The organism is Streptomyces sp. NBC_01471 (genome assembly GCF_041438865.1).
In the GTDB taxonomy this organism is placed as follows: domain Bacteria; phylum Actinomycetota; class Actinomycetes; order Streptomycetales; family Streptomycetaceae; genus Streptomyces.
On record NZ_CP109450.1, the window covers coordinates 5254960 to 5281303 of the forward strand.

The following is a 26344-nucleotide window of genomic DNA, read 5'->3' on the forward strand; positions in this document are numbered from 1 at the left end:
CTGCGCAAGGAATCTGAAGGAAACTTCCAAGCAGCACCGATATCCGGAAACTAACTGCCAGGTCAAGGGTGCGTGCCGGATCGGGGCGGCATTGGCCCATTTGCCCGCGGTCCGCCCTGTCCGGCCCGCCCTGCCGGTCCCCGACAGGGCGGACCGGACAGGACCTAGCTGCCCGGCCGGTTCGCGGCCCCGCCACCGGCCAGCCGCTCCAGATGCTCCCGGCCCGCCGTCAGCAGCCCCGGCAGTTCGGCCGCCTGCGGATACCAGCGCTTCTCGTACTCCCAGCAGAGCCACCCCTGATCCGGCGCGAGCAGCTCTACGCACTCGGCGAGCGGCAGCACCCCGGCGCCGAGCGCCAGCGGGGTGGTGTCCTCGGCCGACGCGATGTCCTTGACCTGCGTGTAGCCGAGGTGCGGGGCGAGGACGGCATGGCTGGCCGCCGGGGTCTCGCCGCCCAGCCAGGTGTGCATCACGTCCCAGAGTGCGCCGACGTTCAGGTGGCCGACCGGGCCGAGCACCCGGGCCGCGTCGGCGCCCGTGCGGTGCGAGTCATGGGTTTCGAGGAGGATGCGGACGCCCTTGTCGGCGGCGACCTCGGCGGCCACTCCCAGCCTGCGGGCGGCGGCAGCGTCGGCCTCGGCCGGCTCCTGGCCGCCACCGCCGGGGAAGACCCGGACGAACGGGGCGCCGAGGTCGGCGGCGAGGAAGACCAGCTCGGCGAGGTCGCCCTCGATCTCCTTGTCGTCGCCGGGCGCGGCCACCCGTACATATCCGGCCACTCCGAGGATCTCGACGCCGCCGCGGGCGAACTCCTCGCGGGCGGCGGCCCGTTCCCGCAGCCCGGTGCCGGGGTGCAGCGCCTCCTCGGCGTGGGCGCGCAGTTCGACCCCCTGGTAGCCGCTGTCCGCTGCGAGCCGCACCACGTCCGGGACGGTGATTCCTGGCACTCCGAGGGTGGAGAACGCGAATTTCAACGCACTGTTCCTTCCTGAAGGCTGAGCCGCCGGCCCTGGCCCCGGCGCCCTGGCAGTTCCGTCAGATCTGTTGGTTCGGTCGGTTCTGGTTCCGCTTGCCCTGGTTCCCGCAGATCTTGCCTGCTGATGCCAGGACATCATTGGTCCACCGGGCGCGTTCCCGGTAGCCCGCCTCGCGGGCGGGGCCGTTCACCACCCCGGCCGGCGCACGGCCGGCCCCGTCACCGCCCGGGTGCGGCCGTCGACGCGCGGATCACCAGCTCGCCCCGTACCACCGCGACCCCGCCCTTCGGCGCCGCCTCCCGGCCCATCGCCAGCCGTCCGGCCCGCGCCCCCGCCTCGTGCAGCGGCAGCCGCACCGTCGTCAGCGCCGGGACGGCGTCCACCGAGAACGGCAGATCGTCGAAACCGGCCACCGAGACGTCCTCGGGAATCCGCAGGCCCTGCTCCCGCAGCGCCGCGCACGCCCCCAGCGCCACCGTGTCGTTCGCCGCCACGACGGCCGTCAACCCCGGCTCCCTGCGGAGCAGTTCGAGGGTGGCGTCGTAGCCGGAACGGCGGTCGTACGGGCCGTGGACCGTGAGGCAGGACCGGCCGTCGGACAGTCCGGCCGCCGCCATGGCCCGCCGGTGGCCCTCCAGGCGGTCGCGGGTGGTCGTCCGTTCGGCGGGACCGGCCACATAACCGATCCGCCGGTGTCCCAGGGTCAGCAGATGCTCGGTGAGCCGCTGTCCGCCGCCCCGGTTGTCGAAGGGCAGCGCGGTCACCGCGGACTCGCTGCCGGGGATCGGCGGGCGCCCGCAGAGCACCACGCGCGTGCCCGCGTCGGTCAGTTTCGCGAGCTTCGCGGAGACCGCCGCGGTGTGCTCCGGGTCCTCGATGGCGCCCCCGGTCAGCACGACCGCGGCGGCGCGCTGGCGCTGGAGGAGCGTGAGATAGGTGAGTTCGCGCTCCGGGGAGCCGCCGGTGTTGCAGACGACCGCCAGTTTCTCGCCGCCCGCGCGCCCGCTGCCCTCCTGGCCGCCGATCTCGGACTGGGCCGCGCCCGCCATGATGCCGAAGAACGGGTCGGCGATGTCGTTGACCAGGATGCCGACCAGGTCGGACGTGGCGGCGGCCAGGGAGCTGGCCGGGCCGTTCAGTACGTAGTCCAGCTCGGTCACGGCCGCCAGCACGCGCTCCCGGGTGGCCGCCGCCACCGGGTAGTTGCCGTTGAGCACGCGGGACACCGTCGCCGGGGACACCCGTGCGCGGGCCGCGACGTCCGCGAGGGTCGCTGTCATGTCTGCCTCCGTGCCACTCGCCCGCATCTCCTGTCAGCTGATCGCGACTCAGGTGATCGCAACCCTGTGCGCCTGCCCGTGCCTCTTGTCGGGGCCGGTGTGCGCAGGTTAGCTTCATAGCGCTTAGAAAGCGCTTGCTATGACCGTGTGGAGGGATCTTTCGTGACACGTAAGACAGTGCGGATCGCCATGAACGGCGTGACCGGCCGGATGGGCTACCGCCAGCACCTGGTCCGCTCCCTCCTCGCGATCCGGGAGGAGGGCGGCCTGGACCTCGGCGACGGCACCGTGCTCTGGCCCGAGATCGTCCTGGTCGGCCGACGTGAGCACGCCCTCCGGGCGATGGCCGAGAAGCACGGGCTCGACCACTGGTCCACCGACCTCGACGCCGTCCTGGCCGACCCGGCCGTGGACATCTACTTCGACGCCCAGGTCACCTCGGCCCGTGAGGAGGCGCTGCGGAAGGCCATCGCCGCCGGGAAGCACATCTACACCGAGAAGCCGACCGCGACCGACCTGGACGGCGCGCTGGAGCTGGCGCGGCTGGCCGGGGCGGCCGGGATCAAGCACGGCGTCGTCCAGGACAAGCTGTTCCTGCCGGGGCTGCTGAAGCTCAAGCGGCTCATCGACGGCGGCTTCTTCGGGAAGATCCTGTCCATCCGGGGCGAGTTCGGCTACTGGGTCTTCGAGGGCGACTGGCAGGAGGCCCAGCGCCCCTCGTGGAACTACCGCACGGAGGACGGCGGCGGCATCGTCGTGGACATGTTCCCGCACTGGGAGTACGTCCTGCACGAGCTGTTCGGCCGCGTCACCTCCGTACAGGCGCTCGCCACCACACACATCCCGCAGCGCTGGGACGAGCGGTCCGAGCCGTACGAGGCGACCGCCGACGACTCCGCGTACGGCATCTTCCAGCTGGAGAGCGGCGCGGTCGCCCAGATCAACTCCTCCTGGGCGGTGCGGGTCAACCGCGACGAGCTGGTCGAGTTCCAGGTCGACGGCACGGAGGGCTCGGCTGTCGCGGGGCTGCGCAACTGCCGCGTCCAGCACCGCAGTTCCACCCCGAAGCCGGTCTGGAACCCGGACCTGCCCGCCACCCACGCGTTCCGCGACCAGTGGCAGGAGGTCCCGGACAACGGTGACTTCGGCAACGGCTTCAAGGTCCAGTGGGAGCTGTTCCTGCGCCACATCGCGCTCGACGAGCCGTACCACTGGGACCTGCTGGCCGGAGCGCGCGGTGTGCAGCTCGCCGAGCTGGGGCTGAAGTCGTCCGCCGAGGGCCGCCGTCTCGACGTTCCGGAGGTCACCCTGTGACGATCCTGCTTCCGCGCCCGGGCACCGGTGCCGGCGGGAACGCGGGCGGTACGTACGCCTACACGCCCCGCACCGAACCCGCCGCGTTCACGCTGGGCGGCGCGCCGCTCGCCTCCCGTACCGTCTTCTCCGCCGCGCACGTCGTCGCCGACCCGTACGCCGATGTCTCGCCGGACGGGCCGCCCGCCGTCGACTGGGAGGCCACCCTCGCCTTCCGCCGCCACCTCTGGTCCCACGGGCTCGGCGTGGCGGAGGCCATGGACACCGCGCAGCGCGGCATGGGCCTGGACTGGCCGGTCGCGGCGGAGCTGATCCGCCGGTCGGCCGCCGAGGCGAAGTCGGTGGGCGGTGCCATCGCCTGCGGCGTCGGCACCGACCAGCTCCCGCCGGGCGAGGTGACGCTGAACCAGGTCGCCGAGGCGTACGAGGACCAGCTCACCGTCGTCGAGGAGACCGGCGCACAGGCGATCCTGATGGCCTCGCGCGGGCTCGCCGCCGCTGCGAAGAGCCCCGACGACTACCTGGAGATCTACGGCCATCTGCTGCGCCAGTGCGCCGAGCCGGTCATCCTGCACTGGCTCGGCCCGATGTTCGACCCGGCGCTCGACGGCTACTGGGGCTCACCGGACCTGGACGCGGCGACCGGGACCTTCCTGGAGGTCATCGCGGCCCACCCGGACAAGGTGGACGGCATCAAGGTGTCGCTGCTCGACGCCGGACGTGAGGTGGAGCTGCGCCGCAGGCTCCCCGACGGGGTCCGCTGCTACACCGGGGACGACTTCAACTACCCGGAGCTGATCGCGGGCGACGAACGCGGCTTCAGCCACGCCCTGCTCGGCATCTTCGACCCGCTCGGTCCGCTGGCCGCCGAGGCGGTGCGCGTCCTGGACACCGGCGACACCCGGGGGTTCCGGGACATCCTGGACCCCACGGTCGAGCTGTCCCGCCATCTCTTCCAGACCCCGACCCGCTTCTACAAGACGGGCGTCGTCCTTCTCGCCTGGCTGGCCGGGCACCAGTCGCACTTCACGATGGTGGGCGGCCTCCAGTCGGCGCGCTCGCTGCCGCACCTGGCGCGGGCGTACGAACTGGCCGACCGTCTCGGCCTCTTCCCCGACCCGGCGCTCGCCGAGATCCGGATGACGTCCCTGCTCAGTGTGTACGGAGTCGCGCAGTGACCGCAGACCTCACCCGCTTCAGCATCAACCAGATGACCGTGAAGCAGCTCGCCCTGCCCGAACTGGTCTCCGCCTGCACCGACCTGGGCGTTCCGGGGGTCGGCCTGTGGCGCGAACCGGTCCAGGAGTACGGAGTGGAGGCGGCCGCCGCGCTCGTACGGGACGCGGGCCTGAGCGTCACCACGCTCTGCCGGGGCGGCTTCCTCACCGCGACCGACGCGGCCGGGCGGGCGGCGGCGCTGGCGGACAACCGCAAGGCGATCGACGAGGCGGTGACGCTGGGCACCGACACCCTGGTGCTGGTCTCGGGCGGCCTCCCGGCCGGTTCGAAGGATCTGCACGGCGCACGCGAACGGATCGCGGACGCGCTGGCCGAACTGGGCCCGTACGCGGCCGAACGCGGGGTGCGCCTCGCGATCGAACCGCTGCACCCGATGTTCGCCGCGGACCGCTGCGTGGTCTCGACCCTGACCCAGGCCCTGGACCTGGCGGAACGCTTCCCGGCCGACCAGGTGGGCGTCGCCGTGGACACGTACCACATCTGGTGGGACGACCAGGCGCCCGCGCAGGTGGCCCGGGCGGGGGCGGGCGGCCGCATCTGCACGTTCCAGCTGGCGGACTGGACCACCCCGCTGCCCGCCGGGGTCCTGAACGGCCGCGGCCAGCTCGGCGACGGGTCGGTCGACCTGCGGGAGTGGCGCGAGCGGGTGGACGCGGCCGGATACACGGGGCCGGTCGAAGTGGAGCTGTTCAACGACGAGTTGTGGACGCGGGACGGCGTGGAACTGCTGCGGGAGACGGCCGAGCGGTATGTGAAGCACGCGCTGTAGCGGCGGTCGCAGGGGCGGCGGGGCGGTGTCGGTGCAGCAGTCCGTGCAGCACACGCCCTTGGGCGTTCATGGTCCGGTTCCGATCGACCAGCCACCCCTGCGGGGAGATCTCTCGCCAGGTGGTCACCACCGGCACAGCGAAGGCCCGCTCTCGGTCTGGACGGAGAGCGGGCCTCGACACTTGCTGGAGCCGGAGCCCCGGCTTGCGGTTACGGGACCAGGCCCTGCTGTCGCGCCTGAATTCCGCCCACGTAGGCGGTGTACTCGCCATCCGTGAGCCAGATCTTCTGATCCTTGTTGATCGAATGGCGCAGAACCCAGCCTCCTTCTATCCGCGTAGCCTCCAGGCAGTCTCCCGACCCGCCGCCGCCTGACAGGTCGGACTTGGTCCAGGTGGCTTCCGTGAGGTCCTGTGCCATCAGGGACTGGAGGTGTTCTTCCTTAGTCACGCGACATCTCATTTCTCACTGCGCGGATTGCTTCCAACGAGTCCAGCGGGGAGAGGGACAGCTCTTTCGACGATTCCAGGAGTCCCCGGATGCCTCGGACTTCTCTGGGTCTCTTCTCGAAGGACATGCCCGTCATAGCGTCAAACGCCGCGATGGGATTCTCACTCGCTCCGCCGAACTCGAAGAAGTGAAAGAAGTAGGTCAGCGTGGCCTTCGCCGAAAACGGAATCACTCGGAGAGTGACGTTCCGCCTGGTGGCGTCGTCGATGAGGGAATCGAGTTGCTCCACCATCATCGCGGTGCCGCCGACCTCCTGCCGGAGTGCCGCTTCGCCGATGATGGCCTCAACGGCAGGCGGGTTGGCCTTGTCGAAGACTCGACGGCGGTTCGCCCGTAGGTCCACGGACCGCTGCACGAGGGCTTCGGTCAGCGTGGACTTGGACAGATGACCGGTGACCGCGCGCCCGTACCCCGGCGTCTGGAGAAGCCCCGGCACCAGGTTGCCCGCACAGGTGGTGATCCTCGTAGCGGCGTCCTCGTAGCCGCAGAACTGGATCAGGGACTCGGGGAACTCGTCGTCGAACTCGGTCCACCACGCTCCCTCGATGGCCCGGCCATCACTGAGCATGGTCTCCAGCCGCACCGCCACGGCCACGTCGGCGCCGAAGAGAGTCAGCATGGCGGCCAGTTCGGCCTCTGTGGGCCATGCCTGGCCGCGCTCGATGCGTGAGACCCGGTCGATGGTCTTGCGTTTCAGAACCCGGGCAACGTCGATCTGCTTGATCCTCTGTCCCTTGGGCGTGCGCGCCTCAAGCCGCACGCCCTGGATCGCCTCTCCGAACCGCTGGCGCGCGACCATCGCGTTCGTGTTGACCGACACGGTCGTCCCTCCCCTCGATGACTCGCGATGACTGTCCTCGCAGAGTAGCGCGCAGGGCAGAGTGGATGGCACTTTCGAGGGTAGTTCCCTCCAGGGACTTGCGATCGCAGGTGCGATCGCACCACACTCGGCCTTACGCACCGAGCAGGGCTAGTAGCGGTGCGTACTCGCCTACGCGGCTGCTCACGGCCGCGTTGCTGGAGGCTGCCATGCACACGGAACAGCATCTCGGAGACCGAGAGTGGGTGGCTACGTCCACCTTCGCCCGTCGGCCGGAGACCGTAGCGAGCGCCCGAAGTTGGGCCGCAAAGGTCTACGTCGCTGCCGGTGGGGCCTTACCCGACCTGTGCGAACTACTCGTGAGTGAAGTGGCAACCAATGCCGTAATACACGGCGGTGGCACGCAGTACCGGGTGACGGTGCGCGCGGACCTCGTCATCGAGATCTGGGACGCGTCTCCTGTCCGGCCCGAGAGGCGTCATGCCGGTACGGATGAAATCGGCGGGAGGGGCCTGGAGCTGCTGGATGCCTGCGCTCCGGGCTACACCGTGCATGTTGATGAAGACCTGGGCGGCAAGACCGTCTGCTTCGCGCTGAAGGGTTGGTGAACAGGCAATGGCCACCGCAGAGTCTGGTCTCCGGCTGTCCCTGGTCAATGAAGTCGACCCGGCTGAAGGGGCAATGGCCAATTTGCCGCTCCGTCTCGACGTAAAGGGCTGGCTGCCGGAGGCGGTCGCCTGCGTCTACCCGGCGGCCTTCGCCGACTCTGATGGCACAGGGGCACGCCCTCCGGCTCCGCCTCGCGCAGCAGGCGCGGCGTGCAGCCGAAGCTGAGGTGCAAGTCCGAGCCGAGACTACGGCGACGAATGCCGACCCTTGGCGGATCGAGGGCGTACGGAGAAATTTCGCACTCCGGGACCGAGTCCGGCGCGGCCTCGAAGATCCCCGATGAGGGCCCCTAGATCTCTGCTCTGGCTCATGACGGTCCCAGAGGCAGGGGGTCGCACGCTTGCCCCGGCCTGCGACGGGCGTCGAATACGGCGTCGACAGAGCGGTTGTCCCGTTCGGTGAATTTCGAGCCCCGGACGGCTGATGGATAAATCCCAACGAGAGGACTCTGTAATGCTCCTTCCATACCCGGTACTTGAGTATCTCAGCGCATCGGAAATCGACCGCTGGGACGCCTACTTCGCGGGCCGTCACGACCGTGCGCGGTCCATCGAAGAGGGCATCTGGCGGCGCACCCAGGAACCGCAGAACGCAGCCCAGTCCGGATGGGGCTGCGACGGGGATCGCCGCCGGCGGGTCGTCCACTACCGCTACGGTTACGCGCTGGACTACACCCACCCCATGCCGCGCCTGGTCCTGGACACGTTCTACTTGCATCACTCCGTGAGCGCTCCCGTTGCCGAACTGGAACTTCACCGCCAGTCGATCTACGACAGTCTCCAGGCCGGCTGGGACCCCAAAGGCCGCAAAGCTTGGTCGCGTGGCGATCTGAACGTCACCGTGAACGAGTACGAAATCCACCCGCAGGACATCCGCGCCCGACGCCGCCTGCCAGACGACTACCGCTCCGTAGATGTCTGCTTCACGTCCGAAGGCAACCTTGTCCCGCGCCCTGTGCAGAACTTGCCCTGGGACGTCCTCGCCGGCGGAATGCGAATCAAGGAGCAGCGGGGAAATCCGCACATCGTGAACGACCTGTCGCTGCTCCTCGACCACCTGCCGTTCCAGATCGAGGTTGGCTGCGGCACGAGCATCGAGGCCGGAATCCCACCTCTCCACCGGCTGCATGAGGTGTACAGGGTGACCGATCGGCAGGACAACGCACTCGGTCAGGACTACCAGTTCACCTTCACCAAGGGCGCGGATCCGTTAGTCGAAGAGGTTCTGCGGGCGCCAGAGGACAAGTTCTCCGACTTCGTCGAAATGTTCGCGGCCTGCTTCTCTGCGCGGCCGACATCGGCGCACCACGCGCTCAAGCAGATGTCCGACTGCGGTGCGCTTGTCGGGCCGGTGATCACGAACAACTTCGATCTGCTTTCCGCGCGTGCGGGATTGGAAGAGTGCTTCGTGCGGCGCTATGACCAGAAGATTCCTCCCGTGCCGATCCTGCCGGAGGCCAAGGCTCTGCTGGTCGTGGGCAACCACGCTGACCGCAGGCAGGTCCAGAAGCGGGCACGTGAGGCGGGGATGAAGATCTTCTTCGTCGACCCCGAAGGGCTGATGGAGCACGGTCGGTGGATCGACTACCCGGTGGAAGGCGCCCGAGAGGGTGACTTGCTCTGTCGTCAGGCAGCCAGTCCCGCACTGGCGGACCTCGCCCGCCGGCTTGGGCTGGCACCGACGCCTGCGGTGTGAGGTTTGGTCTCCCAACCACCAAAAGCGCCCCTTTTCGCAGGGGGCTCGGCGAATAGGAGTGGAAATGCGCATCAGCGTGATCGGGTGCGGCCACCTCGGGGCTCCCCATGCTGCCTCTCTCGCGGAGATGGGCCATGACGTCATTGGTGTGGACCTGGACCCCTCGAAGGTCGCGATGCTTCAAGCTGGACATGCCTGGTTCTACGAGGCTGACCTGGACGACCTTCTGGCCAAGCACACCGCCTCGGGGCGGCTGCGGTTCACCACTGACATCGCCGAGGCGGGCCGTTTCGCTGATGTGCATTTTCTGGGAGTCGGCACCCCCATCGACCCGGCGACCGGCGGCTACAACATGAGCCAGGTCATTGGGTCGGTGGAGGCTCTGGCCCCACACCTGGACCGGCCGTGCCTGATCGTCGGGAAGAGCACGGTGACCGTGGGCACGGTGGTCCGGCTCGCCGGGATGGCCGCCCGTCTGGCTCCGTCCGGTCAAGGTGCAGAGGTCGCCTGGAATCCCGAGTTCCTGCGAGAAGGCCACGCGGTGGAGGACTCGCTGCGGCCGGACCGAATTGTACTGGGTGTCACGTCACCTGAGGCGGAGAAGACCCTGCGGGAAGTGTACGCACCGATCCTGGGCTCGGCCCACCTGCTGGTGACGGATCCTGCCACCAGCGAGGTCATCAAGGGGGCCGGGAATTCCTTCTTGGCTCTGAAGGTGAGCTGGGCGAATGCCCTGGCGGACATGTGTGCCATCGCGAAAGCTGATGTGAACGTGGTCGTCGACTCGCTGGGAATGGATCCCCGCATCGGCCGGGCCATGCTTACTCCCGGACTCGGGTACGGCGGCGGCTGTCTCCCGAAGGACGTCCGCGCCTTCGCCACCCGTGCCCGGGAGATCGGTGCTCATCATGCTGCTGATCTGCTTCACGGTGCGGACCAGGTGAACGTGACCCGTCCCAGGGTAGCCATGGAACTTATCCGTGAGGCCGTGGGGGACGTGCGTGGACTGCGCATCGCGGTTTGGGGGGTGTCGTTCAAACCGGGCACCGACGACGTGCGGGATTCTCCGGCCCTGGCCCTGGCCGGCCTTCTGGCAGATGCTGGGGCCGACCTCGCTCTGTACGACCCGCAGGTACGGCAGCTCGCGGGTGACTGGAACCTGGCAGACAGTGCCGAAGACGCCGCGCAGGACGCGGACCTGGTGGTGCTGGCGACGGACTGGCCACAGTTCGCGGCTCTTGAGCCGGGGAATATTGGCTCCAAGCGCCGGGTCCTGGTGGATGTGCGCAATCAAGTTGACGGGGAACACTGGCAGTCGGCCGGCTGGACGGTCTACCAGATGGGTAGGCCGACGCGGCTCGCCGTCGCGGAATAGCAGGCTGCGGGATTGATGAGGATGGGGCTCGGCATCAGGGGGCCCCACCCTCACCAATCTGCGGTACAGCGGTGTGGTGCGTACGGTGAGCGCATGACAACGGCATGGCTCCCACCGTCGCAGTACGTCCAGACAATCGAGCGCGCCACAATGTATGGCTGCTTTTTCGTCACTGACACACGCGGCCGGCCGGTACAACTGCTGTCCGTCCACGGGAAGCAGGGATGGCAGTTCCCCGGGGGGAACACGGACCTCGACGAGACGCCCTGGCAGACGGCCGTGCGTGAGTATCACGAGGAGACCGGGCTGACGTTCCGGGGGAAACAGCGTCTCCTCCTGAGTCATTTCCTGCCGCGTGGCGAGTCGTGGCCGCTGGCCAAGGTGGGCTTCGTCTTCGACGGCGGCATTCTCACGGATGAGCAGTTGGAGTCGATCCGGCTGGATGCGAGCGAGCACAGGGAGTTGCGCGTCGCCTCGATGGCCGAGTGGCGGCGGGTCATGCTTCCCCGAGGTTTTGAGCGCCTTGAAGCCGTGCATGCCGCGCGTGAGGCCGGATCCGCTGCCTTTCTTTCGCAGTGACGTGCGTGCGGTGGGTCGGTCGCCCCGCCGTGCGGTCGAGAAGGTGATGGCCGGGCCTCGTAACTCGCGGCCGCCGCCCGCCGGTAGGTTTCTTCGAGCAGACGGACTGCGTCAGGCTTGACCCGGCCCGAGTACACACTCGGGTCGAACGATCGGTCGCCCTGAGGGCCCGCGCTCCAGACCCATATTCAGGCCATGCTGAGCCACACTGTCAGCGCGTCGGCCGCGGCGTCGGTCTGCCGCCCCCGCTTGGCCGACACCGTGGCCACAACCTCGCAGGTACGGCCTGCCTCCCCGCGAATGCTGAGCCTCGCTGGTCTCGCCGTCCATCTCGGCTGAATCCCGTCAGTCACCCGATAAACCTGATGCGGAGCGAGATCGCTGCATCGAAGTAACCCGACATCCTGTTCAGGCGAGTTGGCTGAAGCGGCCGTTAGCGTTCCGGTGGATCTGGACGGATGGCCCGCACATCATCCTCTTCATTCCTTGTCCACGGTTCGGCGCGTGTGTGCCGATCACCGCTGTCGCAAAGGAGAACTCGCCTGATGACCGTTGAGACCGGCCCGGAGACAGAGCCGGCACAGTCCAGCCTGAGCACTGCGGCCGCCCGGAACCTGGCCACCACGACCAAGTCCGCCCCGCAGATGCAGGAGATCACCTCCCGGTGGCTGCTGCGGATGCTCCCCTGGGTGGAGACCAAGGGTGGCGCCTACCGGGTGAACCGCCGGCTGAGCTACACCGTCGGCGACGGACTCATCGAGTTCGTCCAGGACGGTGCAGGCGTCCGGGTGATCCCGCGCGAGCTCGGCGAACTGGCCCTGCTGCGCGGGTTCGACGACGTCGAGGTACTGACCGCCCTCGCCGACCGGTGCGTCCAGCGGGACTTCCGCGCGGGCGAGGTGCTGGCCGAGCGGGGGAACCTCGCCGAGCAGATCCATCTGATCGCCCACGGCCGGATCAAGCAGACCGCCGCCGGCAAGTACGGCGACGACGTCTCCGTGGCCGTGCTCGCCGACGGCGACCGGTTCGGTGAGAACGCCCTGCTGGACACCGACGCGAGGTGGGACTGCACCGCCACGGCCGAGACCGCCGGCACCCTGCTCACGCTGTCCCGCGCGGACTTCGACGCCGTGCTGTCCGGTGCGCCGGGTCTCCAGGCCCATCTGCGGCAGTTCGGCTCGCTCGCGGACCGGCCGCAGACCCGGCACGGCGAGGCCGAGATCGCGATGTCGGCCGGGCACACCGGCGAGGCCGAACTGCCGGGCGCCTTCGTCGACTACGAACTCCGGCCGCGTGAGTACGAACTCTCCGTCGCCCAGACGGTCCTGCGGGTCCACACGAGGGTCGCCGACCTCTTCAACGGACCGATGAATCAGACCGAGGAGCAGCTCAGGCTCACCGTCGAGGCGTTGCGGGAGCGCCAGGAGCACGAGCTGATCAACAACCGGGAGTTCGGGCTGCTCCACAACGCCGCCTTCAAGCAGCGGATCCAGACCCAGTCCGGCCCGCCCACACCGGACGACCTCGACGAGCTGCTCTGCCGGCGCCGCGGCACCAAGCTCTTCCTCGCCCATCCCCGGACGATCGCGGCGATCGGGCGCGGGTTCAACGCCTGCGGGCTCTACCCGGACCATGTCGACCTCGGCGGCCAGCAGGTCCCGGCCTGGCGCGGGGTCCCGATCCTGCCCTGCAACAAGATCCCCATCAGCAAGGAGAACACCAGCTCCATCCTTGCCATGAGGACCGGTGAGGACAACCAGGGCGTCATCGGGCTGCACCAGACCGGCCTGCCGGACGAGTACGAGCCGGGCCTGTCGGTGCGCTTCATGGGCATGAACGAGCAGGCGATCATCTCGTACCTCGTCACCACCTACTACTCCGCCGCCGTCCTGCTGCCGGACGCGCTCGGCGTGCTGGAGAACGTACAGATCGCCCACCGCGGCTGAGCCCCGGGCAGCCCACCCACCTCACCAAGGAGCTACGGATGGCCGATCCCGGGCCTTCACCTCTGCAGCCGAGCGCTGCCCTGCAACGGATCCTGTGCGGCCCCAGCGGTCTGGGCACGGCGGGCCTGCACCTGGGCCGGCGCGCGGAACCTCCGGTCATCGCGGAATCCCCGGAGCCCCCGGTGCCCGCGGAGCCCGGTGGGCCGGCCGAGGGCACACCGATCCCGGGCCTCTACCACCACCCGGTGGCGCCCCCCGACCCGGTGCGGGTGGAGGAGGTCAGCCGCAGGATCAAGGTGTGGGCGGTGGACGAGGTCCAGGCGTACCCCCCGGAGTGGGAGGACCAGTTCGACGGTTTCTCCGTCGGCCGCTACATGGTCGCCTGCCACCCGGACGCGCCCACCGTCGACCACCTGATGGCCGCCACCCGGCTGATGGTCGCCGAGAACGCGGTCGACGACTGCTACTGCGAGGACCACGGCGGCTCACCCGTCGGACTCGGCAGCCGCCTCCTGCTGGCACACACGGCTCTCGACCCGCTGCACACGACGCAGGAGTACGAGCCGGAGTGGGCGCGGTCGCTCCAGTCGGACGCGCCCCGGCGCGCCTACCGCTCCGCCATGGAGTACTTCAACCAGCTGGCCACCCCCTCGCAGACCGACCGGTACCGGCACGACATGGCCCGGCTGCACCTGGGCTACCTGGCCGAGGCCGCGTGGTCCGAGACCGATCACGTGCCGGAGGTGTGGGAGTACCTGGCGATGCGCCAGTTCAACAACTTCCGCCCCTGCCCCACCATCACCGACACCGTCGGCGGCTACGAACTCCCCGCCGACCTGCACGCCCAGCCGGCGATGCAGCGGGTCATCGCGCTCGCGGGCAACGCCACCACCATCGTCAACGACCTGTATTCGTACACCAAGGAACTCAAGAGCCCCGGGAAGCACCTGAACCTGCCCGTGGTGATCGCCGAACGGGAGGCCGTCTCCGACCGGGACGCCTATCTGAAGGCGGTCGAGGTCCACAACGACCTCATGCACGGCTTCGAGAACGAAGCCGCCGCGCTGGCGGCCGACTGCCCCGTCCCGAGCGTGCTGCGTTTCCTGCGGGGAGTGGCCGCCTGGGTCGACGGCAACCACTACTGGCACCGGACGAACACCTACCGATACAGCCTGCCCGATTTCTGGTAAGGAGCGGACTTCACTATGACCAGCACCGATCTCACCACCGACGCCCCCGTTTTCATCCCGGACCCGGCGTCGCCGTACCAGGGTGACATCGCCCGTTACTGGGACCGTGAGGCCAGGCCCGTGAATCTGCGTCTCGGTGACGTGGACGGGCTGTACCACCACCACTACGGCATCGGCGACGTCGACCACGCCGCCCTCGGCGACGCTCACGACAGCGAGTACGAGAAGAGGCTGATCGCCGAGCTCCACCGGCTGGAGTCGGCCCAGGCCGAAGTCCTCCTGGACCACCTCGGCTCCATCGGGCGTGACGACACACTCGTGGACGCGGGCTGCGGCCGGGGCGGTTCGATGGTCATGGCGCACCAGCGGTTCGGGTGCACGGTCGAGGGCGTCACGCTGTCGGCCAAGCAGGCCGAATTCGGCAACCGGCGTGCGCACGAACTCGGCATCGGGGACCACGTCCGGGCCCGCGTGTGCAACATGCTCGACACGCCCTTCGAGACGGGGCAGGCCGCGGGCTCGTGGAACAACGAGTCGAGCATGTACGTCGACCTGGACGACCTCTTCGCCGAGCACTCCCGCGTCCTCCGGACCGGGGGCCGCTACGTGACCATCACCGGCTGCTGGAACCCGCGTTACGGTCAGCCATCGAAGTGGGTCTCGCAGATCAACGCGCACTTCGAGTGCAACATCCACTCCCGCCGGGAGTACCTGAAGGCCATGGCCGACAACCGTCTCGTACCGCAGACCATCATCGACCTGACGGCTGCGACGCTGCCCTACTGGGAGCTGCGGGCCACGTCCTCGCTGGTCACCGGTATCGAGGAGGCGTTCATCAACTCGTACAAGGACGGCTCGTTCCAGTACCTCCTGATCGCGGCCGACCGCGTCTGACCGGGCGGGAGAAGTAACTCCCCGCATCCGTACAACCCTTTCCCCGTGACGCACGTCGTACGTGGCATCAGGGCTTCAGGGGGACGGATCCGGGGGGAAACGGGAAGCTCTGATGTCAGGGGAGGGGAATGCGGAGGGGGCCCGGTCCGGTGGACCGGGCCCCCTCCGCACGGCTGTTCCGGACACTCGCTCGGAACCGCTGCTCAGAAGGTCCGTTCAGAACGTCCGTTCAGAAGAAGACCCCGCAGCGCAGCAGCACATTCGCGTACGGGCGCGCCTCTCCCGTGCGGACCACCAGGCGGGTGCCCGCCGAGAGGCCCTTGAGGTCGTCGTGCGGGACCAGCCGCAGGTCCGGGAAGCGGGCGTCCAGCAGATCCGCCGTCGCCGGGTTGGCTTCCCGTACCTCCTCGGCGGCCGTCGCACCCTCCACGACCAGCTCCGCCAGCATGCCGTCGAGCACCTCGGCGAACGACGGGGTCCCGGCCCGGAACGCCAGATCCACCAGACGGGGGCCGGCCGGCACGGGCATCCCGACATCGCAGATCAGCACACCGTCGCCGTGGCCCAACTCGGCCAGGGCGCCCGCGAGATGGCGGTTGAGGATTCCGGACCTCTTCATTCCGCCCGCACCTCGTCGGCGGTCGGGTAGGACTCCTGCGCGCCGGGCCTGGTGACGGCGGTCGCACCCACCCGGGCGGCGAACGCGGCGGCCTCCGCCAGGTCCTCGCCCTGGCCCAGACGCCAGGCGAGCGCCGCCGTGAAGGCGTCGCCCGCACCGGTCGTGTCCACCGCCTCGACCTTGAGACTCGGTACGTGCGCGCTCGTGCCCGTACGGCCGTCGGCGACCAGCGCGCCCGCCGCGCCCAGGGTGATCACCACGGAGCGCGGGCCGAGTGCGAGCAGTGCCCGCGCCCACTCCTCGGGGGAGTCGCCAGCGGCGTCGCCCAGCACCGTCCTCGCCTCGTGCTCGTTGACCACCAGCGGGTCGCAGGCCGCGAGGATCTCGTGGGGCAGTGGCTGCGGCGGGGACGGGTTCAGTACGAACCGGGTCCCGTCGGGCAGCGCCCGTACCAGCTCGGCGACCGTCTCCAGCGGGATCTCCAGCTGCGTCGACACCACGCCGGCCGCCTCGAACAGGCTGCCCGCCGCGCGGATGTCGGCGGGGGTGAGCCGGCCGTTGGCGCCGGGGGAGACCACGATGCTGTTGTCGCCCGACGGGTCCACCGTGATCAGGGCGACCCCGGTCGGTGCGCCGCCGACGAGGACACCGACGGTGTCGACGCCCGCCGCGCGCTGGGATTCGAGGAGCAGCCGCCCGTTGGCGTCGTCCCCGATCCGGGCCAGCAGGGCGCTGCGGGCGCCGAGCCGGGCCGCGGCCAGCGCTTGGTTGGCGCCCTTGCCGCCCGGGTGAATGACCAGGTCGGAGCCGAGCACGGTCTCGCCGGGGGCGGGGCGGCGTTCGACGCCGATCACCAGGTCGGCGTTGGCCGACCCTACGACCAGCAGGTCGTAGTCGTACATATCTGTCCTGCTTTCGAAGGAGGGCGGTGACGGGGCCGGTGGGCCCGTCAGGAGAAGTCGGCTGCGTTCTTCTTGGTGACGACCTTGACCGGCACCTTCACCATGCTGCCGACCTTCTTGCCGTGCGAGGCCCTGATCGCGTTCTGGACCGCCAGCTTGCCCAGCTCAGCGGGCTGCTGGGCGACCGTGGCGTACAGGGTGCCCGCCTTGACGGCCTTCAGCCCGTCGGGCGTCCCGTCGAAGCTGACCACCGGGATCGAGGTGCCCGCCCTGCTGCCGAGCGCCTTGATGGCGCCGAGGCCCATCTCGTCGTTCTCGGCGAAGACCCCGGTGAGCCCGTGGTTCGCCTGGAGCAGGTTGGTCATGACGTCCAGGCCCTTGGTGCGGTCGAAGTCCGCGGGCTGCCGGGCGACGATCTTGATGCCGGGGTACGCCTTCATGCCCTCTTCGAATCCCTGGCCGCGCTCGCGGCTGGCCGAGGTGCCCGCGGTGCCCTGGAGGACGACGATCCTGCCCTTGCCGCCGAGCTTGGCCGCCAGGGTCTTCGCGGCGAGCTTGCCGCCCGCGATGTTGTCGGACGCGACGAGGGTCGCGGTGTCCGCCTTGTTGACGCCGCGGTCGGCAGCGACCACCGGGATGCCCGCCTTGTCGGCCGCGCGTACGGAGGGGGCCGCCGCGTCCGAGTCCACCGGGTTGATGATCATGGCCTTGACGCCGGCGCTGGTGAAGTTCTCTATCTGGTTGGCCTGCTGGGAGGCGTCGTTCTGCGCGTCGGTGACGGTCAGGTCGATGTGCTCGGCCCTGGCCTCCTGCTGGGCGCCCGCCTTCATCTGTACGAAGAAGGGGTTGTTCATGGTGGAGAGGGAGAGACCGACCTTGGTACGGGTGGTCGACGAAGAGCCGGAGTTGAAGTAGGAGACGGCGCCCACGACGGCTGCCACCACGACGACGGCGATGCCCGCCTTGGCCGCCTGCCGTCCCTTGCCGCCGGGCCCGCCGGATCCGGCCGCACCGGCGGATCCGCCCGCCCCCGCACCGGACCCGGCGCGGCGGCGCAGCGTGTCCAGCAGGACGGCGAGTGCGATGACCACGCCGATCACGACCTGCTGCCAGAACGCGGACACCGAGAGGAGGTTGAGGCCGTTGCGGAGCACCGCGAGGATCAGCGCGCCGATGAGGGTGCCGGACGCCTTGCCGACACCGCCCGCCAGGCTGGCCCCGCCGATGACGACGGCGGCGATGGCGTCCAGTTCGTACCCGTCGGCGGCCTGCGGCTGCGCGGAGGAGAGCCGCGAGGCGAGGACGATGCCCGCGGCGGCGGCGAAGAGGCCGGAGAGCGCGTAGATGGCGAGCTTCTGCCGCTTGACCCGGAGCCCGGAGAGCCGGGCGGCCTCCTCGTTGCCGCCGATGGCGTACATGGAGCGGCCGATGTACGTACGGGCCAGGATCAGCGCCGTGATCAGCCCCATCACGATCATCACGATGACCGGGACCGGCAGCCAGCCGCCGAGCGTGTCGCCGAGCGAGGAGACCGAGCCGGGGAAGGCGATCGGGCTGCCCTGCGAGATGACCAGCGAGAGACCGCGGCCGATGGAGAGCATGGCCAGCGTCGCGATGAACGGCGGGAGTTTGCCGTACGAGATCAGCACGCCGTTGACGAGGCCGCAGGCGATGCCGGTGGCGACGGCGAGGATCACCGCGATCCAGACCGGTATCCCCTCCGAGGTCGCCGTCCAGGCCAGCACGGTCGCGGAGAGCGCGGCGACCGAACCGACCGAGAGGTCGATGCCCGCCGAGACGATGACGAAGGTGACACCGAAGGCGAGGATCGCGGTCACGGCGGCCTGTACACCGACGTTGAGGAGGTTCTGAGTGGTCAGGAAGTCGCCGGAGAGCAGCGACATCGCCACCACCAGGACGACCAGGGCGCTGAGCGCGCCGTTGTCGAGCAGGACGCGGCGGACGACCGCAGAGGCGCCACTCGCGCCCGTATCGCTCTTGAGCGTGTCAGTGGTCACGGGAACCCTCTGCTTCCTTCACTTCGTTGTGGGGGGTTGCCGCGCTGACGGCGAGTGCCATCACCGCGTCCTGGGTCGCCTCGTGCGCGGGGAGTTCACCGGCGATCCGGCCCTGCGCCATCACCAGCACCCGGTCGCTCATGCCGAGCACCTCGGGCAGGTCGCTGGAGATCATCAGGACCGCGTGGCCGGACGCCGTCAGCTCGTTGATGAGCTGGTAGATCTCGACCTTGGCGCCGACGTCGATACCGCGCGTCGGCTCGTCCAGGATGAGGATCTTCGTGTCGGCGAGCAGCCACTTGCCGATGACGACCTTCTGCTGGTTGCCGCCGGACAGGGTGCGCACATGCTGGCCGAGCCCGGCCATCCGTACGCCGAGCTGCCCGGCGACCCGGGCCGCTGCGGCCTGCTGGCCCTTGATGTCGACCAGGCCCGCGCGGGTGGCGGAGCGCAGCGTGACCAGGCCGAGGTTCTCCTCGACCGAGGCGTCGAGCAGCAGGCCCTGGCCCTTGCGGTCCTCGGGGACCAGGCCGATCCCGGCGCCCATCGCCGCGTTCACGTCGTGCCGGGGCAGCCGTCTGCCGACGACGTCGACGGTGCCCGTGTCGTACGGGTCGGCCCCGAAGACCGCGCGGGCGACCTCGGTCCGGCCGGCCCCGACGAGCCCGGCGATGCCGACCACCTCACCGGCCCGCACCTCGAAGCTGATGTCGTGGAAGACGCCGTCCCGGCCCAGACCGCGTACGGAGAGCAGCGGCGCGCCCTCGGCCCCGGGGCCGTCCGCGGCGGCCGTACGCTCCCGGGGGTACTGCTGCTCGATGCTGCGGCCCACCATCAGCCGGACCAGTTCGTCCTCGGGGGTGCCGGCGGGCACCTGGTCGATGCTGCGGCCGTCACGGATCACCGTGACCCGGTCGCCGAGCGCGGCGATCTCTTCTAGGTGGTGCGTGATGAAGACGATGCCGACACCGTCCTCGCGCAGCGCGCGGACCAGGCCGAACAGCTTCTCCACCTCGCCGGAGGTGAGCACGGCGGTGGGCTCGTCCATGATCAGGACGCGTGCTTCCAGGCTCAGCGCCTTGGCGATCTCCACCATCTGGAGCCGGGCGATGCCCAGTTCACGGACCTTGGTCCGGGGCGCGACGTCGAGGCCGACCCGGGCCAGCAGCCCGGCGGCGTCCTGCTCCATCCTGGCCCGGTCGATCATCCCGAAGCGGCGCGGCTGGCGCCCGAGGAAGATGTTCTCGGCGACCGTCAGATCGGGCACCAGGTTGAACTCCTGGTAGATCGTGGCGATTCCGAGGCGCTCGGCGTCCTGTGCGCTGTGGATGCGGACCTCGCGGCCCTCGGCGAAGATCTTGCCGCTGTCGGGGCGGTAGGCACCCGAGAGCATCTTGATGAGAGTGCTCTTGCCCGCGCCGTTCTCGCCGAGCAGGACATGGACCTCGCCGCGGCGCAGGTCGAAGTCGACGCTGTCGAGCGCGACCACTCCGGGGAAGGTCTTGCGTATGCCTTCGATACGCAGCAACTCGTCGGGGACGTTCACCGGTCGCTCCTGTTCGGCGTGGGGGCGGGGGACGTGGGGGGCTGCGTACGGGGGGAGCCGGGCGCGGGGGGTGTACCGGCGGCGCCCGTGGCCACGGGCGGCTCGCCGCACGAGCGGCGTACCACCAGCTGCGCGGGGAGGATCGCGGAGTGCGGCTCCCGCCCCTCCAGCCGGTCGATCAGCGCGCGCACCGCGGCCCGGCCGAGTTCGCCGGTCGGCTGGGCGATGGCGGTGATCGGCGGGTCGGTGTGGACGAACCACGGGATGTCGTCGAAGGCGGCCAGCGCGATGTCCTGCGGGATGCGCAGGCCATGGGAGCGGATCGCGTCCATCGCGCCGAGCGCCATCAGATTGTCGGCGGCGAAGATCACGTCGGGGGGCTCGGCCAGCGCCAGCAGCCGGGCCGCCTCCCGGCGCCCGCTGGCGGCCTGGAAGTCGCCGTGCCCGATCCGGGCGTCCGGGAGCGGCAGGCCGTGTTCGCGCAGCGCCTCGCGGAAGGCGTCCACCCGCTCGCTGCCGGTGGTGGTCGTGGCCGGGCCCGCGATGATGGACAGTCGGCGGTGGCCCAGGGCGTACAGGTGGGCGACCAGGTCGCGGACGGCGCCGCGCCCGTCGGAGCGTACGACGGGGACGTCCACGCCCGGGATCCAGCGGTCCACGAAGACCATCGGCACACCGGCCCGGACCGCGTCGAGCATGAGCGGCGAACCGCCGTCGGTGGGGCTGACCAGCAGGCCGTCGATCCGGCGGTCGGTGAGGGTGCGGATGTGGTGGTCCTGGAGGGCGGGCTGCTCGTCGGCGTTGCCGATGATCACGCTGTAGCCGTGCGCCCGCGCCTCGTCCTCGACGGAGCGGGCCAGCTCGGTGAAGTACGGGTTCAGCACATCGCTGATGACCAGGCCGAGGGTGCGGGTCTGCTGGGTGCGCAGGGACCTGGCGACGGCGTTCGGCCGGTAACCGAGGGCCTCCACGGCGGCCATCACCCGGGTGCGGGTGTCGGGCCTGACCGACGGATGGCCGTTGAGTACCCGGGACACCGTGGCGACGGAGACCTCCGCGCCGGCTGCGACGTCCTTGATGCTCGCCATCGCTGGACCACCTCCTTGTGGGCCGCATGGAATCGATTACACGGGAGATTGGAATCGATTACACGGGGAGCGGTCAAGGGGAGCCCGGCACTCCGTAACGCGATCGTGACCGCGCGGCCCGGGTGGCCGGACGGTCGCACCCGCCTCCGCGCACCGGGCTGTCCGACCCCGGCGGTAACGTCGGACCATGTCCAACATGGCAGTGCTGGAAGGGGTCCTGGAGCGGATCACCTACGCCAACGAGGAGAACGGCTACACGGTCGCCCGCGTCGACACCGGCCGCGGTTCCGACCTGCTGACCGTCGTCGGCTCGCTGCTCGGCGCCCAGCCCGGCGAGTCGCTGCGCATGGAGGGCCACTGGGGTTCCCACTCCCAGTACGGCAAGCAGTTCACCGTGGAGAACTACACGACGGTCCTGCCCGCCACCATCCAGGGCATCCGGCGCTATCTCGGTTCCGGGCTGATCAAGGGCATCGGCCCGGTGATGGCCGACCGGATCACCACGCACTTCGGCCTGGACACCCTCGACATCATCGAGCAGGAGCCCAAGCGCCTCATCGAGGTGCCGGGGCTCGGCCCCAAGCGGACGAAGATGATCGCCGCCGCCTGGGAGGAGCAGAAGGCGATCAAGGAAGTGATGATCTTCCTCCAGGGGGTCGGGGTCTCCACCTCCATCGCCGTCCGGATCTACAAGAAGTACGGCGACGCCTCGATCTCCGTCGTGCGGAACGAGCCGTACCGGCTGGCCGCAGACGTCTGGGGCATCGGCTTCCTGACCGCCGACCGCATCGCCCAGGCGGTCGGCATCCCGCACGACTCGCCGGAGCGGGTCAAGGCCGGACTCCAGTACGCGCTCTCCCAGTCCACCGACCAGGGGCACTGCTTCCTCCCGGAGGAGCAGCTGATCTCCGACGCGGTGAAGCTGCTCCAGGTCGACACCGGGCTGGTCATCGACTGCCTGGCCGAGCTGGCCGCGGAGGAGGGGGTCGTGCGGGAGCGGGTGCCCGGACCCGAAGGCGGCGAGGAGCAGGTCACCGCGGTCTATCTGGTGCCCTTCCACCGGGCCGAGATCTCGCTCGCGTCCCAGGTGGTCAGACTCCTGCGCACCGAGCAGGACCGGATGCCCGCCTTCCGTGACGTCGACTGGGACAAGGCGCTGCTCTGGCTGGCCGGGCGCACCGGCGCCGAGCTGGCGCCCGAGCAGCAGGCGGCGGTCCGCCTCGCGCTCACCGAGAAGGTCGCGGTGCTGACCGGCGGCCCCGGCTGCGGCAAGTCCTTCACGGTCCGCTCCGTGGTCGAGCTGGCCCGCGCCAAGCAGGCCAAGGTGCTGCTCGCGGCGCCCACCGGCCGCGCCGCCAAGCGGCTCGCCGAGCTGACGGGGGCCGAGGCGTCCACCGTGCACCGCCTCCTGGAGCTGAAGCCGGGCGGCGACGCCGCGTACGACAGGGACCGCCCGCTCGACGCGGACCTGGTCGTCGTGGACGAGGCGTCGATGCTCGATCTGCTCCTCGCCAACAAGCTGGTCAAGGCCGTCGCCCCGGGCGCGCATCTGCTGCTCGTCGGTGATGTGGACCAGCTGCCGTCCGTCGGCGCGGGCGAGGTGCTGCGCGATCTGCTGTCGGCGACCAGCCCGGCGCCGAACGTCCGGCTGACCCGGATCTTCCGCCAGGCCCAGCAGTCCGGGGTGGTCACCAACGCCCACCGGATCAACTCCGGGGTGCACCCGGTCACCCAGGGCCTGCCGGACTTCTTCCTCTTCGTGGAGGACGAGACCGAGGAGGCGGGGCGGCTCACGGTCGATGTGGCGGCCCGCCGTATCCCGCAGAAGTTCGGGCTGAACCCGCGCCGTGACATCCAGGTCCTGGCCCCCATGCACCGCGGCCCGGCCGGCGCGGGCACGCTCAACGGCCTGCTCCAGCAGGCGATCACCCCGGCCAGACCGGGGCTGCCCGAGAAGCGGTTCGGCGGCCGGGTCTTCCGGGTCGGCGACAAAGTCACCCAGATCCGCAACAACTATGACAAAGGTGCCAATGGGGTCTTCAACGGCACGGTGGGCGTGGTCACTTCGCTCAACCCGGAGGACCAGAAGCTGACGGTGCTCACCGACGAGGACGAGGAGGTGGAGTACGAGTTCGACGAGCTGGACGAGCTGGCGCACGCGTACGCGGTGACCATCCACCGCTCGCAGGGCAGTGAGTACCCCGCCGTGGTCATCCCGGTCACCACGGGTGCCTGGATGATGCTCCAGCGCAACCTGCTCTACACGGCCGTCACCCGGGCGAAGAAGCTCGTCGTCCTGGTCGGCTCCCGGAAGGCGATCGGCCAGGCGGTGCGCACGGTCTCCGCGGGCAGGCGGTTTACCGCGCTGGGCCACAGACTGGCGGGAGGCGGTGCGGACGGAAGACCATGGGAATCGTCACCCCGGGGTTCCGGGACCGGGGTGAAGAGGGCAGGATAAGCAGGTTGGCGGCACTCAGTGCCGCCAAATAGCCCAACGGGCGACCCCGAGTGCACTCTGCTGAGCCAAGTGGGGGATGGTAGAGACAGTCAGGGCACCTCGAAGAAGAGGCACTACGTCGGTGAGGGATGACGTGAGCGAGAACGCTAACAAGGCTGTAGTACTGCGGTACGGCGATGACGAGCACACCTACCCGGTGATCGACAGCACCGTCGGCGACCAGGGCTTCGACATCGGGAAGCTCCGAGCCCAGACCGGGCTGGTCACACTGGACAGCGGATACGGCAACACCGCCGCCTATAAATCCGCGATCACTTACCTCGACGGCGAGCAGGGCATCCTGCGCTATCGCGGGTATCCGATCGAGCAGCTGGCCGAGCAGTCGACCTTCCTCGAGACGGCCTACCTGCTGATCAACGGCGAGCTCCCCCAGGTCGACGAGCTGTCGACCTTCAAGAACGAGATCACCCAGCACACGCTGCTGCACGAGGACGTCAAGCGCTTCTTCGACGGCTTCCCGCGTGACGCGCACCCGATGGCGATGCTGTCCTCGGTGGTGAGCGCGCTGTCCACGTTCTACCAGGACAGCCACAACCCCTTCGACGAGCAGCAGCGGCACCTTTCGACGATCCGCCTGCTCGCCAAGCTTCCGACCATCGCGGCGTACGCGTACAAGAAGTCGATCGGCCACCCGTTCGTCTACCCGCGCAACGACCTCGGGTACGTGGAGAACTTCCTGCGGATGACCTTCTCGGTCCCCTCGCAGGAGTACGTGCCGGACCCGGTCGTCGTCTCCGCACTGGACAAGCTGTTCATCCTGCACGCGGACCACGAGCAGAACTGTTCGACCTCCACCGTGCGTCTGGTCGGCTCCTCGCAGGCGAACATGTTCGCCTCGATCTCCGCCGGCATCAGCGCGCTGTGGGGCCCGCTGCACGGCGGCGCCAACCAGTCGGTGCTGGAGATGCTCGAAGGCATCAAGCAGTCCGGCGGCGACGTCGACACCTTCATCCGCAAGGTGAAGAACAAGGAAGACGGCGTGAAGCTCATGGGCTTCGGGCACCGCGTCTACAAGAACTTCGACCCCCGGGCGAAGATCATCAAGGCGGCGGCGCACGACGTCCTCTCGGCCCTCGGCAAGGATGACGAGCTGCTCGACATCGCGCTGAAGCTGGAGGAGCACGCGCTGGCCGACGAGTACTTCGTCGAGCGGAAGCTCTACCCGAACGTGGACTTCTACACGGGTCTGATCTACCGCGCCATGGGCTTCCCGACCGAGATGTTCACCGTGCTGTTCGCGATCGGCCGACTGCCCGGCTGGATCGCCCAGTGGCACGAGATGATCAAGGAGCCCGGCAGCCGCATCGGCCGTCCGCGCCAGATCTACACCGGTGAGGTCCTCCGTGACTTCACACCGGTCGAAGGCCGCTGACCCGGTCGTTCCGCACCGCGGTCGTACCGCACAGCATCGAAAAGCGCCCCGCCGCCGATCCCCCCACGGGTCGACGATACGGGGCGCTTCCCGTTTCCCCGGGCGGATTCCCCCCACGGGATCCGGTCCGGGCGTCTGTTGGGCGCGGAGGCCGGCTCCGCGTACTGCTGCTGCCACGGCATGCGATCTGCCGGGGTACGTACTCGACGGGTGGGCCGCTCAAGCTCCCCGTGGCACGTGCCCCGGCCAACGCTTGCCCGGAACATCCCCCAAGATGTTCCGCCGGACGTCCCCCAAGACATCCTTGGCATCGTTCACTTAGACACTCGGGGCGCCGGAATGGTTACCCCCCACATCCTGTGATCTAAGTCTCGTTGTGAACGTCCTGTGAAGGTACGCAATTTCGAGCCGTTTGTCACTACGAACAGCGAAGAGTTGGCCATGGCAATACCCGACTGCACGATGCCGGGCGGCCCGGTCACCAGAAGATCTCCACGTACGGGCGCGGGCCGGGCCCGGTTCGCGCGTCCGTGTCCCACCCCGTCCGGCACCCCTGGCCCGAGGCGTTTCCCGGTTTCCGGACAACCTGTCCAGGACGGTCCGCGGCCCGCCGGGCGGGAAGGGCGTGGTTGCCAAGAACGTGGCGGTACTGAACGACTTGGCATGCGCTGGTCCCATCTGCGGTGATGACGCCGGATGCGCCGGGGGCCGGGGCGCCGTTCTTGGTCACAAGCCGTAATCCGGACGCCGCGACCTAGGCCGGTACCCGTACTTTTCCGTTTTCTCGCCATTGGCAGTGCTGAGCCCTTCCCCAACGATGTGGTTGCCGGGTGAACGCCTTCCGAGAGCGGTGGGGGCCGGTGAACCGAAGGGAGCGCGCCATGCACGAGGAAATCGAGCAAGTCGAAGAGGTCGACGCGGAGGAACTTCCCGAGTTCGCCCTGATGGTCGACATCCCGGACTAGCAGTCGGCGCGCAACCGCGCGCGGTGCGGCGGGCCTTGGCGCCCGCCGCACCTTTGCGTC

General features: G+C 69.4%; 22 protein-coding genes. 13 read left to right on the forward strand and 9 right to left on the reverse strand.

From position 1 onward, the window contains the following. Positions 1–164: 164 nt before the first annotated feature. On the reverse strand, positions 165–974 hold the full coding sequence (locus OG285_RS23560; RefSeq protein WP_371792118.1) for a sugar phosphate isomerase/epimerase family protein: 810 nt from the start codon (positions 972–974) through the stop codon (positions 165–167). A gap of 221 nt (positions 975–1195) precedes the next feature. Next, complete coding sequence (locus OG285_RS23565; protein ID WP_356833813.1) at positions 1196–2257, reverse strand: LacI family DNA-binding transcriptional regulator; 1062 nt, start codon at positions 2255–2257, stop codon at positions 1196–1198. 162 nt (positions 2258–2419) lie between these two features. Here OG285_RS23565 and OG285_RS23570 point away from each other — a divergent pair, with 162 nt between their 5' ends. The 3 genes from OG285_RS23570 to OG285_RS23580 are packed head-to-tail and all read left to right on the forward strand — an operon-like array spanning position 2420 to position 5579. Continuing rightward, positions 2420–3571, forward strand: coding sequence for a Gfo/Idh/MocA family oxidoreductase (locus OG285_RS23570; protein ID WP_356833815.1), 1152 nt, complete (start codon positions 2420–2422; stop codon positions 3569–3571). Further along, positions 3568–4749, forward strand: coding sequence for a dihydrodipicolinate synthase family protein (locus tag OG285_RS23575; RefSeq protein WP_371792119.1), 1182 nt, complete (start codon positions 3568–3570; stop codon positions 4747–4749). Before OG285_RS23570 ends, OG285_RS23575 begins: the two co-directional genes overlap by 4 nt. Before the next feature lie 32 nt (positions 4750–4781). Further along, a complete protein-coding gene (locus tag OG285_RS23580) occupies positions 4782–5579 on the forward strand; it encodes a sugar phosphate isomerase/epimerase family protein (RefSeq protein ID WP_356833934.1) in 798 nt (265 codons plus the stop codon). A gap of 209 nt (positions 5580–5788) precedes the next feature. On the opposite strand, the gene OG285_RS23585 is transcribed toward OG285_RS23580, so the two are convergent. Both OG285_RS23585 and OG285_RS23590 read right to left on the reverse strand, forming a co-directional pair. Further along, entirely contained in the window at positions 5789–6028 is a 240-nt protein-coding gene (locus tag OG285_RS23585) for a DUF397 domain-containing protein (protein ID WP_356833817.1), read from the reverse strand. Then, positions 6021–6908, reverse strand: a complete 888-nt coding sequence (locus OG285_RS23590; protein ID WP_356833819.1) for a DUF5753 domain-containing protein — start codon at positions 6906–6908, stop codon at positions 6021–6023. The genes OG285_RS23585 and OG285_RS23590 overlap by 8 nt, the downstream gene beginning before the upstream one ends. A gap of 209 nt (positions 6909–7117) precedes the next feature. Here OG285_RS23590 and OG285_RS23595 point away from each other — a divergent pair, with 209 nt between their 5' ends. From OG285_RS23595 to OG285_RS23625, 7 genes are all read left to right on the forward strand, one after another. Beyond that, positions 7118–7516, forward strand: a complete 399-nt coding sequence (locus OG285_RS23595; RefSeq protein WP_356833821.1) for an ATP-binding protein — start codon at positions 7118–7120, stop codon at positions 7514–7516. 514 nt (positions 7517–8030) lie between these two features. After that, complete coding sequence (locus OG285_RS23600; RefSeq protein WP_356833823.1) at positions 8031–9272, forward strand: hypothetical protein; 1242 nt, start codon at positions 8031–8033, stop codon at positions 9270–9272. Between the two features lie 64 nt (positions 9273–9336). Next, positions 9337–10647: a UDP-glucose/GDP-mannose dehydrogenase family protein gene (locus OG285_RS23605; RefSeq protein WP_356833825.1), complete on the forward strand. Its 1311-nt coding sequence runs from the start codon at positions 9337–9339 to the stop codon at positions 10645–10647. Positions 10648–10740: 93 nt separating this feature from the next. Continuing rightward, positions 10741–11226, forward strand: coding sequence for an NUDIX hydrolase (locus tag OG285_RS23610; RefSeq protein WP_356833827.1), 486 nt, complete (start codon positions 10741–10743; stop codon positions 11224–11226). Positions 11227–11771: 545 nt separating this feature from the next. Then, positions 11772–13172 (forward strand): family 2B encapsulin nanocompartment shell protein, encoded by a 1401-nt coding sequence (locus tag OG285_RS23615; protein ID WP_371792120.1) that lies wholly within the window; start codon positions 11772–11774, stop codon positions 13170–13172. Between the two features lie 38 nt (positions 13173–13210). Further along, a complete protein-coding gene (locus tag OG285_RS23620) occupies positions 13211–14362 on the forward strand; it encodes a family 2 encapsulin nanocompartment cargo protein terpene cyclase (protein ID WP_371792121.1) in 1152 nt (383 codons plus the stop codon). A gap of 15 nt (positions 14363–14377) precedes the next feature. Continuing rightward, entirely contained in the window at positions 14378–15256 is an 879-nt protein-coding gene (locus OG285_RS23625) for a geranyl diphosphate 2-C-methyltransferase (protein WP_356833831.1), read from the forward strand. 229 nt (positions 15257–15485) lie between these two features. On the opposite strand, the gene rbsD is transcribed toward OG285_RS23625, so the two are convergent. From rbsD to OG285_RS23650, 5 genes are read right to left on the reverse strand one after another with little or no spacing between them, the layout of a single operon-like run. Further along, the gene (gene rbsD / locus OG285_RS23630; protein ID WP_371792122.1) at positions 15486–15875 is read right to left on the reverse strand and encodes a D-ribose pyranase; all 390 of its coding nucleotides are present in this window, start codon (positions 15873–15875) and stop codon (positions 15486–15488) included. Continuing rightward, complete coding sequence (locus OG285_RS23635; protein WP_371792123.1) at positions 15872–16777, reverse strand: ribokinase; 906 nt, start codon at positions 16775–16777, stop codon at positions 15872–15874. Before OG285_RS23635 ends, rbsD begins: the two co-directional genes overlap by 4 nt. A gap of 47 nt (positions 16778–16824) precedes the next feature. Beyond that, entirely contained in the window at positions 16825–18795 is a 1971-nt protein-coding gene (locus OG285_RS23640; protein WP_356833837.1) for a substrate-binding domain-containing protein, read from the reverse strand. Continuing rightward, complete coding sequence (locus OG285_RS23645) at positions 18785–20341, reverse strand: sugar ABC transporter ATP-binding protein (RefSeq protein WP_356833839.1); 1557 nt, start codon at positions 20339–20341, stop codon at positions 18785–18787. Before OG285_RS23645 ends, OG285_RS23640 begins: the two co-directional genes overlap by 11 nt. Next, on the reverse strand, positions 20338–21429 hold the full coding sequence (locus OG285_RS23650) for a LacI family DNA-binding transcriptional regulator (protein WP_371792124.1): 1092 nt from the start codon (positions 21427–21429) through the stop codon (positions 20338–20340). The genes OG285_RS23645 and OG285_RS23650 overlap by 4 nt, the downstream gene beginning before the upstream one ends. Before the next feature lie 187 nt (positions 21430–21616). Here OG285_RS23650 and OG285_RS23655 point away from each other — a divergent pair, with 187 nt between their 5' ends. The 3 genes from OG285_RS23655 (at position 21617) to OG285_RS23665 (ending at position 26284) form a co-directional block, all read left to right on the forward strand. After that, entirely contained in the window at positions 21617–23887 is a 2271-nt protein-coding gene (locus OG285_RS23655; RefSeq protein WP_371792125.1) for an ATP-dependent RecD-like DNA helicase, read from the forward strand. Between the two features lie 133 nt (positions 23888–24020). Next, positions 24021–25319, forward strand: a complete 1299-nt coding sequence (locus OG285_RS23660; protein WP_356833846.1) for a citrate synthase — start codon at positions 24021–24023, stop codon at positions 25317–25319. 830 nt (positions 25320–26149) lie between these two features. Beyond that, positions 26150–26284, forward strand: coding sequence for a hypothetical protein (locus OG285_RS23665; protein ID WP_371792126.1), 135 nt, complete (start codon positions 26150–26152; stop codon positions 26282–26284). Positions 26285–26344 lie beyond the last annotated feature (60 nt).